The sequence below is a fragment of the Pantoea sp. UBA6567 genome, from assembly GCF_002434165.1.
Taxonomy (GTDB): domain Bacteria; phylum Pseudomonadota; class Gammaproteobacteria; order Enterobacterales; family Enterobacteriaceae; genus Pantoea; species Pantoea eucrina.
On sequence record NZ_DJJN01000006.1, the window covers coordinates 1,097,392 to 1,109,773 of the forward strand.

Here is a 12,382-nt window from a genome sequence, read left to right on the forward strand (position 1 = left end):
TGCAAAAAACGGCCTTTTCGCAGGGTGTCAGGCAGCGGCAGATGCTGACAAAATCAGCAGGTTGCTGCAGGAAGCAGCAAACAACCGGCGGGCGCTAAATCACGTTTTGACAGCCGCCGGAGAGTTGATTATTATGCGCGCCGAAACACAATTCCTCTGTAGTTCAGTCGGTAGAACGGCGGACTGTTAATCCGTATGTCACTGGTTCGAGTCCAGTCAGAGGAGCCAGATTAAAAAAGCCAGATGTCAGCTGACATCTGGCTTTTTGCTTTCCGGCGATGCGCGGCGGGTCAGAATTCCACGACCACATTGCCTTTCGGCACGCTGCAGCAGGAGAGGATATAGCCCTCTTCGGCATCCTCGTCGGTAATGCCGCCGTTGTGGTTCATCTCAACCTCACCTTCCAGGCACTTCACCTTGCAGGTGCCGCAGATCCCCATGCCGCACGCTTTCGGGATATGCAGGCCCAGCTTGGCAGCGGCGGCGTGAACGGTTTCACCCGGCGCAATTTTCACGCTCTTATCACTCTGCGTAAACGCCACGGTCAGCAGCTCGGAACTGCAGAGTGCGTCGGCCAGTTCGGCCGCCTCTTCCGCCTCCTGCACCACCTGCTCCTGTACCACCTCCGGCGTGGCACCAAACGACTCTTCATGGTAGTGCGCCATATCGTAGCCGACGTTTTCCAGAATCGCTTTTACCGCGCGCATATAGGGCGTCGGTCCGCAGCAGAAGATCTCCCGCTCCATAAAATCAGGCGCGATCATCTGCAGCATGGCGTGGTTCAGAAAGCCGCGAAAGCCTGCCCAGTATTGTCCTGATTCATAGCGTTCGCAGATGATGCTCAGTTTGAAGTTAGGAATACGCGCCGTCATATTCTCCAGATCGCGGCGGAAAATAATATCTTCCGGCGTGCGGGCGCTGTGCACAAACACCATGTCTACATCAGCGTTAGTGTCAAAATACCAGCGCGCCATCGACATCATCGGCGTAATGCCAACGCCGCCGGAGAGAAACAGCGCCTTATCGCCGGGATAATCGATGCAGTTAAACTGCCCTACCGGGCCGTGCACCGCCAGATCCATGCCTTCGCGCATATTCGCGTGCAGCCAGTTAGATACCACGCCGCCCGGCACCTGTTTTACCGTGATCGAAAAGCTATACGGCACCGAGGGAGAGCTGGAGATGGTGTAGGAGCGAAACACGGTCTGCTCCTCAATCATCAGCTCCAGCGTGACAAACTGCCCCGGCTTAAAGAAGAACATCACCGGCTGCTCCGCCATAAAGCAGAAGGTTTTCACGTCCCAGGTTTCCTGTATGACCTTAACGCACCGCACCGCATGACGGCCATTGGTCCAGGTCTGCGTGGTGACAGGCTCAAAAGCATTGGTATTCAGTACCGTGATATTTCTCTCTGTCATACATTTCATTCCCGTCAGGATTGGAGTGATCAATTGCCTGTATCGACGCATGGATAACCACAGGCTTTTGAGCCAGAAACTGCGATTCTCCGTGTAACCCCGCCACAGCATTTAGTTATGCGCGACACGGAAATGCCTGAAAAAACCACATCCGCAGGAAATTCTGCACGCGCGTCTTTAATAGAGGGGATTTATGTCGCTGGCAGAACATTGACGGGCGCCGGACCGGTGCAGCATATCCGTAATCCGTAGCGATCTTATAGGCTTCCGGTAACGCGGAAGTCCGGTTTTGTTGATATCCGGCTGCGCCTGTCGGGCGCGAACCACTCCCTTTTCAACCGCGCGAGAAGAGCAACATTATGAGCCACAACGATCTGCTGAATATCACCTGTACAAGCCTTGTCGATGCGAGCGACCGCATGCAGGATCTGCTCGAAAAACGCCAGCCCAACTATTCGCTGCCGCAGGCGCTCTATAATGACCCGACTCTGTTTCGCATTGATATGGAGGAGGTGTTTCAGAAAGAGTGGCTGTTTGCCGGCATGAGCAGCGAAATCCCGAAAAAGGGTGACTACTTCACGCTTGAGGTCGGACAGAACCCGGTGCTGGTTCTGCGCGATGCAGAGGGCAACATCAACGCGTTTCATAACACCTGTCGCCATCGCGGCTCGCGCCTCTGCTCAAAGGAGCGCGGCAAGGTGGCCAATCTGGTCTGTCCCTACCACCAGTGGACGTACGATTTAAAGGGCAACCTGCTCTTCGCCGGTTCAGAGATGAATCAGTCATTTGACATGAAGCAGCACGGCCTGAAAAAAGCGCACTGTAAAACCGCCGGCGGGTTTATCTTTATCTGCCTCGCAGAGACGCCGCCGCAGTCTGACTTCGATGAGTTTCTGGCCACGCTGGCGGAGTATATGGAACCCTATGATGTGGACAACACCAAGCTGGCGGCAGAGTCCCATATGTATGAAAAAGCCAACTGGAAGCTGGTGCTGGAGAATAACCGCGAGTGCTACCACTGCGCCGGCAGCCATCCGGAACTGCTGAACAGCCTGCTGGAGTGGGACGACACCAACGATCCGCGCGCGCCGCAGAGTTTCCATGACTACTACAACAAGCAGGCGGCGCTGTGGGATGAGCAGGGTATTCCGCATCGCCATCAGAGCTTTGGTCTGCGCAACCGGATTGTGCGTATGCCGCTGAAAGAGGGCACCAAAGTCATGACCATTGATGGTCGTGAGGGCTGCACCCGGCTGCTGGGCCGTTTTACCAGCCACTATCAGGGATCGATGCGTATTCTGCACCTGCCCAACTCGTGGAACCATATGCAAAGCGATCACTTTATCGTGTTCCGCGTGCTGCCAATCTCCGCGCAGGAGACGATGGTAACGACAAAATGGTTTGTGCATAAAGACGCGGTGGCCGGTATCGATTACGATCCGGAGCGTCTGCGCACCGTCTGGGACGCCACCAACGAGCAGGATCGCGTTCTGGGCGAAGAGAATCAGCGCGGCATCAACTCCATTGGCTATCAGCCAGGCCCCTATTCAGAAACCTATGAGTTTGGCGTGATTAATTTTATCGACTGGTACAGTGAAACCGTGCTTAAAAACGTAAAAGGCTGACCTGATAACAGAAAACCCGGCTGGCGTCGTTAACCGCCAGCCGGGTTTTTTATCGTTCAGGCACACAGCTAGCGGATCACGCCCTCCTCCAGCAGCAGATCAAAGACCGCCTGCGCCATCTCATTCACCGGTTTATTCTGCACCACTTTGCCACCTTCATTCTGTGACTTCGCCGTGGCCGCTTTAAAGCGATCCGCCGCCGTTTTCGCTTTTACTTTTTTCAGGCGCTTCGGCCGCTTACGCGCCGGCGCTATCTCCCAGGCTGCCATCGCTGTATCCGGCACGTCCACGCCCGCAGCGGTGGTGATCTCTGCCCGGTTTGCCGGGCCAAACGCGCTCTGGCGCGGCGCGGCGGCGGCCATGTCCACGCTGGCGATAAACGGCAGCGCCACACGCAGCAGACGCCGCTGACCGCGCGGCAGCGCCTGCAGCACTTCAGCATCGGTGCCGTTCAGGCTGACAATCTCCGCCACGCCGACCACAACCGGGATCTCCAGCGCTTCTGCCAGCAGAAAAGGCAGCATACCGGATGACTCGCCGCGCTCCGCCCGGCCGCCGGTGAGGATCACATCCGGGTGATCCTGCTTAAGATAGTGACTCAGCACCGCCACCGCATCGCCCTGCTCCGTCATCGGCAGCACGCGCAGCGTCTCAACGCCCATGCCCGCATAGCTGCGCAGCGCCGCGTTGTGCGGATCGCCGGCGTGAAGAAGCTCCAGATCGCCGGAAGCCAGCGCCAGCCCCATCTCTACCGCACGCGCATCCTGCCCGGCGCGGCGTGCCCTGCCCGACTCGGGATGGAGTCCGACGGATATCAGCGCCGTAATGCGGCAGCCGCTGTGGTGTGCTTTATGCTGCATGGTTAAGCTCCTTATTACGCCAGGCGCGCGCCAGACGCGCCAGTTCAGCCAGGATCGCATCGCTGTCGCCAATCACGCTCAGCGACGCGCGGCTGACCATATCGCAGCCGGGATCGGTATTAATGGCGATCACCCGGTCGCACTGCGCAATCCCCTGCAGATGCTGCACCGCGCCGGAGATGCCCACCGCCAGATAGACCCGCGCCGTCACCCAGGTGCCGGTAGCACCCACCTGCCGGAAACGCGGCATATGGCCATTATCCACGGCCACGCGGCTGGCGCCTTCGGTCGCTCCCAGACTCTCTGCGGTAGCGTGAAACTGCGCCCAGTCGCTGACGCCGTTACCGGCAGACAAAATAAACTCCGCCTCGCCCAGCGGCACCGCTGCCGGATCGACCGGCATCAGTCCGCAGTCGGTAATGCGCGCAGCGCCAATGCTTCGCAGCCCGACGCTCACCGGCAGCGCTTCATGGCGGGTCTCATCCACCGGATCGGCGCACTCTGCGGTCAGCAGCATGACGCGCGCAACCGGACGCGTAATATCGGCGCTGCCGCCCGCCGCCCGGCTGATACAGCTGTCGCCCTCTATGCGCCACACCTGCGTGGCGGGTCGCTCCCCGCAGCGTGCGGCAAAGCGACAGCCCAGCTCAAAGCCTCCGGCAACACTGTCCGGAAACAGCCAGAAGCGCGGTGCCAGTTCGTTTTCTGCCGCCATCAGCGCATGGATGCGCTGCTCCGGGCTGTAACCCTCATAGCGTTCGCCGCTGAAGTGGAGCAGCCGGTCAGCGCCCGCGGTGGCAAAGTTCTCTTCACGATGCTCACCAAATACCACGGCCACGACCACGCCAGCACCGCCAGCATCACGCACCAGCTGATGCGCCTGCCCCAGCACGTCGCGATCGTGGCTGGTCAGGCGGCCGCCGGTCATATCCAGCACCGCCGCCACGCAGTAATCCGGCTGCGCCACGCGGTGCAGCGGCAGCTCAGCGACGTGCGGCGTGCCGGCGCTGCGCCGGCCGGAGAGCTGGGAAAACGCGTTAACGTTCTCGCGATCGATGCGCTTCAGTCCGTTGGGTCCGGTAAAGCCGACGGCGTGCGGATTTTTACGCAGCAGCCCGGACGGGCCGCGGCTCTCCTGCACCGGCTGCATCAGCTCTGCATGCTGCGGATGCAGCCGGTTGCGGGCAATCCACTCAAGACGCGGATCGCGGCGTACAGTGGTTTCCATCAGATCACCTCCACAGCAATTTGGCGCTCGCGCAGCTTCGCCGGCAGCGGTTTTTTCGGTTCGCTGAGGGCTTCCGCCACCAGTTCAGCGATATCTTTGACCTCCGGACGCGGCCCGACGACACCTTCCAGCATCGCGGTACACTGCTGGCAGCCAACGGCAATCAGCTCTGCGCCGGTCTGTTTTGCATCCTCCATCCGCATGTCAGCGATGCGCCGCTCCCCCGGAATATCCGTAATCGGCGCACCGCCACCGCCGCCGCAGCAGCGTGAGCGGAAACCGGAGCGGTCCATTTCGCTGAGTTTGATCCCCAGCTCCGCCAGCAGTTCACGCGGTGATGCATATTCACCGTTGTAGCGGCCGAGGTAGCAGGGATCGTGCCAGGTCACGCTGCCGCCTTTGTAATCTTTCAGATCCAGCAGCTGCGCCTTAACCAGCTCATTAATAAAGGTGGTGTGATGCAGCACCTCATAGTCAGGCTGCGTGTCTGCCGGGTAGAAATCGGGATACTCATTTTTCAGGCAGTGAAAGGCGTGCGGATCGGTGGTCACGATGCGGTTAAAACGATATTTTTGCAGCGTGGCGATATTGCTGCGCGCCAGCCGCTGAAACGTGGCGTCATCACCCAGGCGTCGCGCCACGTCTCCGCTATCGAGCTCCTCATCGCCCAGCACCGCAAAGTTTACGCCGGCGGCCCTGAGCACTTTGACAAACGCGCGCAGAATACGCTGGCTGCGCATATCAAACGCCCCGTCGGAGACCCAGAACAGCACGTCGGCCTGCCCGACATCCCGCATCAGCGGCAGGTTCTGATCGGCTGACCAGTGCGTGCGGCTGCGCGGGTTAAAGCCGCCAGGATTATCTGTCTGGCTGAGGTTATCCAGCACCTCCGCGCCTTTGCCGGGCGTTTGCCCCTTCTCCAGCGTCATAAAGCGGCGCATGTCCACAATGGCATCGACATGCTCAATCATCATCGGACACTCCTCCACGCAGGCGCGGCAGGTGGTGCAGGACCAGAGCGTCTCTTCTTTGATCAGCCCTCCGACAATCGGCTGATGCGGCGCTCCGCACGCTTCGCCCACCGGCACGCCCGGATAGGGGCTGCCGGCAAAGCGCGCGTCGCTGCCGCCCGCCATCCCGATAACCATATCCTGAATCAGCTTTTTGGGATTGAGCGGCTGACCCGCCGCAAACGCCGGGCACATCGCTTCACACTTGCCGCACTGCACGCAGGCGTCAAAGCCCAGCAGCTGGTTCCATTTGAAATCGGCCGGTTTTTCAACGCCGAGCGTTGGGGCAGCCAGATCCACCGGCTTCAGGCCCACGGATCGGCCGCCGCCAAAGCGGGCGGGACGACGATGAAAGGCAAGATGCAGCGCACCGGCGAATGCGTGTTTCATCGGCCCGCCCCACGCCATGCCAAACACCATCTCGCCCAGACCCCAGCAGATCCCTGCCAGCAGCAGGACCGCCATCACCCAGCGCCCCGCCTCGCCAAACAGATCGGAGACCGGCAGCGTGGTGATAAAGAACGTTGCCGCAAACACCAGCAGGCTCTTTGGCAACCGCATCCACGGCCCGCGTGAAAGACGGGCTGGCGGATTGCGACGGCGATACCAGATAAACAGCGCGCCGCTGAACATCACCAGCAGCGCGCCCGCCAGCACGCCATCCACCAGCGTGCCGCTGACGCCCGCCAGATGAACCACGAGGATCAGCAGCATCGACAGCACAAAGCCGCCGGCGGTGGCCACATGGCTGCGCGACATATATTTATCACGCGCCACCACGTGATGCAGGTCAACCAGATAGCGGCGAGGCATCGCCATCAGGCCGCTCAGCAGCGCAACCTGTTCCGGTTGTCCGCGCCGCCAGAGCAGGACGCGCCTGACCATACCCACGATGGCTAGAATCACCGCGCCAAGAAGTAACCAGGGGAGTATCCGATCAAGTACCATGATGTGCCCTTTCCAGACAATTTCTGTTAGATGCGGCGTGCGGTACCGCTTCCGGATACCGCACGCTTTACGTCAGCGACGGCGAAGCTACAGATCCTTGCAGAGACGCAGCGCGTCGTAGATCGCGGCGTGAACGTTACGCTGCGAGACGCAGTCGCCGAGCCGCCACAGGATCATGCCGCTGCCCGCCTGCGCCAGCACCGGCTGCGGACGGATATCAAACAGCGCTTCCACGTCAATCTGCCCCTTGTTGCGCGATTCCGCTTTCAGCGCGTAGTAGAGTTCCTCATTAGGACGGGTGCCGTTTTCCACCACAATCTGATCCACCACCCGCTCCTCTTTCTGCCCGGTGTATTCATTTTCCAGCACCGCCACCAGCTTCTCGCCTTCGCGATAGACCTTCTCCAGCGCCAGATCGGAGGTCATCACCACCGCTTTTTCATACAGGCTGCGATAGTAGGTCGGGAAGGTGGTGCCGCCAATGCCCACGCCGGGTTTGATATCGCCGGTTACCAGCTCCACCAGCGCACCGCGCGCGGCGAGGAAATCGGAGACGGACATACCGGAGAACTCACAGATAGCGTCATACACCAGTACGTTTTTGCCGGGCTCCACCACGCCGTTCAGCACATCCCAGCTGGAGACCACCAGCCCTTCCGCCGCTCCCCACTCCGGGTTCTGCTCCAGGAAGGGCTCTCCGCCGGTAGCAAGGATGCAGACGTCGGGGGTGAGATCGCGGATCATCGCCATATCCGCCGTGGTATTAGTCAGCACCTTCACGCCGAGACGCTCAGTTTCCATCGCCAGCCAGCGCGTGATACCGGCCATCTGATCGCGCTGCGGCGCTTTTGCCGCAATCGTAACCTGCCCGCCCAGCTCGCTGGCGCGCTCAATCAGCGTGACCTTATGCCCGCGCTCTGCCGCCACGCGCGCTGCCTCCAGCCCGCCCGGTCCGCCGCCAATCACTACGACGTTGCGCACCGGCCCTTCGGTTTTGGTGATGATATGCGGCAGCCCCATATATTCGCGCGAGGTGGCCGCGTTCTGAATGCACAGCACATCCAGCCCCATATATTGCCGGTCTATGCAGTAGTTGGCGCCGACGCACTGGCGGATCTGATCGACCTGATTCATTTTGATCTTGGCTATCAGGTGCGGATCGGCGATATGCGCCCGCGTCATCCCGACAAAATCGACGTAGCCCGCTTCGAGGATACGCTGCGCCTGATTGGGATCTTTAATATTCTGCGCGTGGATCACCGGCACCGTGACCACCTCTTTGATACCCGCCGCCAGATGCAGAAACGGCTCGGGCGGATAGCTCATATTCGGAATAACGTTCGCCAGCGTGTTATGGGTGTCGCAGCCGGAGCCGACCACGCCAAAATAATCGACCATGCCGGTTTTATCGTAGTACGCGGCGATCTGCCGCATATCTTCATGGCTGAGGCCGTCGGGATGAAACTCATCACCGGTAATGCGCATGCCGACGACAAAATCGGGGCCGACCGCGTCACGCACCGCTTTCAGCACCTCAATGCCAAAGCGCATCCGCTTTTCAAAACTGCCGCCCCACTCATCGGTACGCTTATTAACGCGCGGTGACCAGAACTGGTCGATCATATGCTGATGCACGGCGGAGAGCTCCACGCCGTCGAGACCACCCGCTTTGGCGCGCTGCGCCGCTTTAGCGAAGTCGCCGATAACGCGCCAGATCTCCTCTTCCTCAATGGTTTTGCAGGTGGCGCGGTGCACCGGCTCACGGATGCCGGAGGGTGACATCAGGTTAGGCCAGTTCTCGCCATCCCAGCGCGAGCGCCGCCCCATGTGGGAGATCTGGATCATGATTTTGCCGCCGTGCTGGTGCACGGCATCGGCGAGATTCTGAAAGTGGGGAATAATCCGGTCGGTACTCAGGTTAACCGAACTCCACCAGCTCTGGGGGCTGTCGATCGAGACCACGCTTGAGCCGCCGCAGATACAGAGCCCGCAGCCGCCTTTGGCTTTCTCTTCGTAATAGCGCACATAGCGATCGGTGGTCATCCCGCCGTCAGTGGCATACACCTCGGCGTGGGCGGTGCTGACAATACGGTTGCGGATAGTCAGTTTATTTATCTTCAATGGCTCAAACAGCAGATCAAACTGTGACATAGCTTCACCTTAATTCCGTTCTGATATCCGGCCCGCCAGCCTGCGGTTCAGTTGTTGTGCAGGGTACGCAGCCGGCGCTGCGTACCCGGTTTTATACTGGCGAAACGGTAAAAATGCCGTACTCACATCCCTCTTCGGCCGCGCTCTGCGTCTGCACCGCCCGGGTTTTCACGCTGTAGCCGAGGCTCTGCGCAATCTGATCCATCGCGCCGGCAAACCAGCCGGTAAACATGTAGTCCACCTTGCGGTTGACCTTGCCGTACTGATAGACAAACGCAGAGTGATCGAGTCGGATCCGCGCCGTGCCCTGTTTCAGATCGAGCGCTTCGGTGGAAAAGAAGCCCCAGCCGCGCTGAGAAAGACGTTTCATGTAGTGCTCAAATACGGCGTCACCGGAGAGGCCGTGCAGCGCAGCCTCTTTTTCGCACCAGTGCCAGGCCGATTTATAGCCCGCTTTGTAGAGGATGGCGGCGTAGCGTTCAGCGCCAATCTCCTCTTCAATGCCCATATGGTTGTTCACGAAGAAGTGCCGGGGCACGTACAACATCGGTAACGCATCGGTGGTCCAGACGCCGGTTTCATCATCGACGCTGATTGGCATTTCAGGCGCATGTGCCATGGTTTACCTCGCTTAGTGGTGTGAACAGGCCAGACGATCACTCATGCCAGACATTTGCCAGCAGGTTGAGCCAGTTCTCGCCCATAAATTTGCGCACCTGCTTCTCGGTAAAGCCGTGGCGCAGCAGCGCAGCCGTTAAGTTCGGGAATTCACCCAGCGTGCGAATGCCTTCCGGGTTGATGATTTTGCCGAAGTCGGTGAGCTGGCGGGCGTAGCCCTTGTCGTGCGTCAGCCACTCGAAAAATGCCTGACCGTGGCCCTGCGTGAAGTCGGTGCCGATGCCGATCTGATCTTCACCCACCAGGTTGAAGATGTAGTCGATCGCTTCCACGTAATCTTCAATCGTGGAGTGAATGCCATTTTTCAGGAACGGGGTAAACATGGTGACGCCCACAAATCCGCCGTGGTCCGCAATAAATTTCAGCTCTTCATCAGATTTATTACGCGGGTGATCTTTCAGGCCAGAGGGAAGGCAGTGGGAGTAACAGACCGGTTTTTTCGACGCGAGGATCACCTCTTTTGAGGTCTGCGCGCCCACGTGCGAAAGGTCGCACAGCATGCCGACGCGGTTCATCTCCGCCACGACTTCATGACCATAACCGGAGAGGCCGCCATCACGCTCATAGCAGCCGGTGCCGACCAGATTCTGCGTGTTATAGGCCATCTGCACCACGCCCACGCCCAGCTCTTTGAACACCTGAATGTAGCCCAGCTGATCTTCAAACGCGTGCGCGTTCTGGAAGCCCATCAGGATGCCGGTTTTGCCTTCATCTTTGGCGCGCCGGATATCGCGGGTGTTGGTTACTTTGGTGACCAGATCGGCGTTCTGCGCAATCAGGTTATTCATTTCCACGATATTATTAACCGTGCCCTGAAACCCTTCCCAGACGGAGACCGTGCAGTTGGCAGCCGTCAGCCCGCCGCGGCGCATATCCTCAAACAGCTCTCTGTCCCATTTCGCAATTACCAGCCCATCGATGACAATCGCAGAATCGTGCAATTCAGTAGCGTTCATATCTTCCTCTCTGGTTTGATTCATAACCGGGTGCGGCCGAATGAAAACAGAATAGGGTTTACGCTGCGGATGAATTGTTCTGAAAACGTCACTTGCCTGACAGCTGGCGCAGCCCCGGAAAGTGAACGGATGGTTTAAACCGATGAGCGGACATAAAAAAGCTGCCCTGAAGGCAGCGTTTTCAGCCGGCACGCATCACAGGTGGCGGGTGGCGTCAGAGATCCGTTGACAGTGCCACTGAGCCAAAAGTTGGCTCAAAGCGCGCCTCATTCAGGATGCGCAGAGAGGCGGATACCGTGCTCTCCTGCTGCCAGTTTGTCAGGCCGGGCATTTCCGCCATAAAGAACTGCGTCAGCGTCTTGCCGCCTCCCTGACTGTGTACGCCCCGCCGCTCTTCGCGCGGCGGCACGCCAAGATGTTCGCGATAGCATTTGCTGAAGTGCGGCGTAGAGACAAAGCCGCACGCCAGGGCGATTTCAATAATCGACATGGAGGTCTGCTTCAGCAGCTGGCGGGCGCGGAACAGCCGCAGCTTCAGATAGTAACGTGAGGGCGAGCAGCGCAGGTATTTCTGAAACAGCCGCTCCAGCTGACGGCGCGACAGGCCGACGTAACCTGCCAGCTCATCCAGATCGATCGCCTCCTCAATGTTGGCCTCCATCAGCGATACTGCCTCCACCAGGCTTGGCTGCGCCGTGCCGAGCACGTGACGCAGCGGGATACGCTGATAGTCTGATTCATTGCGTACGCGGTCGCAGATAAACATCTCTGAAATGCCGGCGGTGAGCTGGTGGCCAAAGTGGCGCTGGATCATGGTCAGCATCATATCCATCGGCACGGTGCCGCCGCTGCTGGTCATGCGATCGTGCTCAATCACAAACAGCTGGTTGGTACAGATGACTTTGGGGTACGCCTCCTGCATGGACGCAATGCACTCCCAGTGCGCGCTGCAGTGATACCCATCCAGCAGCCCGGCTTCCGCCAGCAGATAGGGTCCGGTACAGATGCCGCCAATCAGGATTTTGCGGCGCGCCATGCTCTGCAGCCAGCTCACCTGACGGCTGGTATAACTGCGGGTAATGTTGACACCCCCGACCACGATCAGCACATCCAGTGCTGCCACGTTAGCCATCGAATGATCGGGCGTAATTGAAATACCATCACTTGCCACAACGGGCGCACCCTCTTCACTGACGGTACACCAGCTATACAGTTCCTTGCCGCTTAGCTGGTTCGCCATGCGTAAAGGTTCAACTGCGGTTGCCAGAGCCATCATGGTGAAATTATTGACCAGTAAAAAGCCTACGCTGCGCTTTTTAATATCAGTAGAGGGACTTTTCAAAATTGCGTCTGTGTCGAACATGTGCGCTGACCTCTATTAGGCTAAACAGAAACATTACCCGGGGGCATCTCCCCCAATCGCTTTCCATCACCTATAGAGTAAGCAACAGACATGCCATTCGTCACCAGGATGGCCCTGCGGAAAATGACACACAGTTAACATAAGC

9 protein-coding genes and 1 tRNA gene are annotated in these 12,382 nt (G+C 59.0%); 2 read left to right on the plus strand and 8 right to left on the minus strand.

Annotated elements, in window-relative coordinates:
* The first annotated feature begins 152 nt into the window (after positions 1-152).
* Positions 153-228 (plus strand) — tRNA-Asn (locus tag B4M48_RS11345).
* A 62-nt stretch (positions 229-290) separates the two neighbouring features.
* On the opposite strand, the gene B4M48_RS11350 is transcribed toward B4M48_RS11345, so the two are convergent.
* Positions 291-1,418: a hybrid-cluster NAD(P)-dependent oxidoreductase gene (locus tag B4M48_RS11350; RefSeq protein ID WP_276524728.1), complete on the minus strand. Its 1,128-nt coding sequence runs from the start codon at positions 1,416-1,418 to the stop codon at positions 291-293.
* Positions 1,419-1,777: 359 nt separating this feature from the next.
* Between B4M48_RS11350 and B4M48_RS11355 the strand changes: the two genes are divergently transcribed.
* Entirely contained in the window at positions 1,778-3,043 is a 1,266-nt protein-coding gene (locus B4M48_RS11355; RefSeq protein WP_039385196.1) for an aromatic ring-hydroxylating oxygenase subunit alpha, read from the plus strand.
* Between the two features lie 68 nt (positions 3,044-3,111).
* On the opposite strand, the gene B4M48_RS11360 is transcribed toward B4M48_RS11355, so the two are convergent.
* The 7 genes from B4M48_RS11360 to B4M48_RS11390 all read right to left on the minus strand — a co-directional run bounded on the left by B4M48_RS11360 (position 3,112) and on the right by B4M48_RS11390 (position 12,237).
* Entirely contained in the window at positions 3,112-3,903 is a 792-nt protein-coding gene (locus tag B4M48_RS11360) for an electron transfer flavoprotein subunit beta (RefSeq protein ID WP_039385198.1), read from the minus strand.
* Positions 3,893-5,131 carry an electron transfer flavoprotein subunit alpha/FixB family protein gene (locus B4M48_RS11365; RefSeq protein ID WP_039385201.1) on the minus strand — a complete coding sequence of 413 codons (1,239 nt, stop codon included), beginning with the start codon at positions 5,129-5,131 and terminating at the stop codon, positions 3,893-3,895. Before B4M48_RS11365 ends, B4M48_RS11360 begins: the two co-directional genes overlap by 11 nt.
* The gene (locus B4M48_RS11370) at positions 5,131-7,089 is read right to left on the minus strand and encodes a (Fe-S)-binding protein (RefSeq protein ID WP_039385205.1); all 1,959 of its coding nucleotides are present in this window, start codon (positions 7,087-7,089) and stop codon (positions 5,131-5,133) included. The genes B4M48_RS11365 and B4M48_RS11370 overlap by 1 nt, the downstream gene beginning before the upstream one ends.
* Positions 7,090-7,176: 87 nt before the next feature.
* The gene (gene dgcA, locus B4M48_RS11375) at positions 7,177-9,240 is read right to left on the minus strand and encodes a dimethylglycine demethylation protein DgcA (protein WP_071667967.1); all 2,064 of its coding nucleotides are present in this window, start codon (positions 9,238-9,240) and stop codon (positions 7,177-7,179) included.
* Positions 9,241-9,331: 91 nt separating this feature from the next.
* Complete coding sequence (locus B4M48_RS11380; protein WP_039385210.1) at positions 9,332-9,859, minus strand: DUF5943 domain-containing protein; 528 nt, start codon at positions 9,857-9,859, stop codon at positions 9,332-9,334.
* A gap of 37 nt (positions 9,860-9,896) precedes the next feature.
* Positions 9,897-10,874 (minus strand): dipeptidase, encoded by a 978-nt coding sequence (locus tag B4M48_RS11385; protein WP_039385212.1) that lies wholly within the window; start codon positions 10,872-10,874, stop codon positions 9,897-9,899.
* 214 nt (positions 10,875-11,088) lie between these two features.
* A complete protein-coding gene (locus B4M48_RS11390) occupies positions 11,089-12,237 on the minus strand; it encodes a GlxA family transcriptional regulator (protein ID WP_039385214.1) in 1,149 nt (382 codons plus the stop codon).
* Positions 12,238-12,382 lie beyond the last annotated feature (145 nt).

Excerpts from the sequence above, each read along its gene's own strand:
- B4M48_RS11350 (WP_276524728.1), bottom strand. The coding sequence starts at position 1,418 with ATGACAGAGAGAAATATCACGGTACTGAATACCAATGCTTTTGAGCCT.
- B4M48_RS11355 (WP_039385196.1), top strand. The coding sequence starts at position 1,778 with ATGAGCCACAACGATCTGCTGAATATCACCTGTACAAGCCTTGTCGAT.
- B4M48_RS11360 (WP_039385198.1), bottom strand. The coding sequence starts at position 3,903 with ATGCAGCATAAAGCACACCACAGCGGCTGCCGCATTACGGCGCTGATA.
- B4M48_RS11365 (WP_039385201.1), bottom strand. The coding sequence starts at position 5,131 with ATGGAAACCACTGTACGCCGCGATCCGCGTCTTGAGTGGATTGCCCGC.
- B4M48_RS11370 (WP_039385205.1), bottom strand. The coding sequence starts at position 7,089 with ATGGTACTTGATCGGATACTCCCCTGGTTACTTCTTGGCGCGGTGATT.
- dgcA (WP_071667967.1), bottom strand. The coding sequence starts at position 9,240 with ATGTCACAGTTTGATCTGCTGTTTGAGCCATTGAAGATAAATAAACTG.
- B4M48_RS11380 (WP_039385210.1), bottom strand. The coding sequence starts at position 9,859 with ATGGCACATGCGCCTGAAATGCCAATCAGCGTCGATGATGAAACCGGC.
- B4M48_RS11385 (WP_039385212.1), bottom strand. The coding sequence starts at position 10,874 with ATGAACGCTACTGAATTGCACGATTCTGCGATTGTCATCGATGGGCTG.
- B4M48_RS11390 (WP_039385214.1), bottom strand. The coding sequence starts at position 12,237 with ATGTTCGACACAGACGCAATTTTGAAAAGTCCCTCTACTGATATTAAA.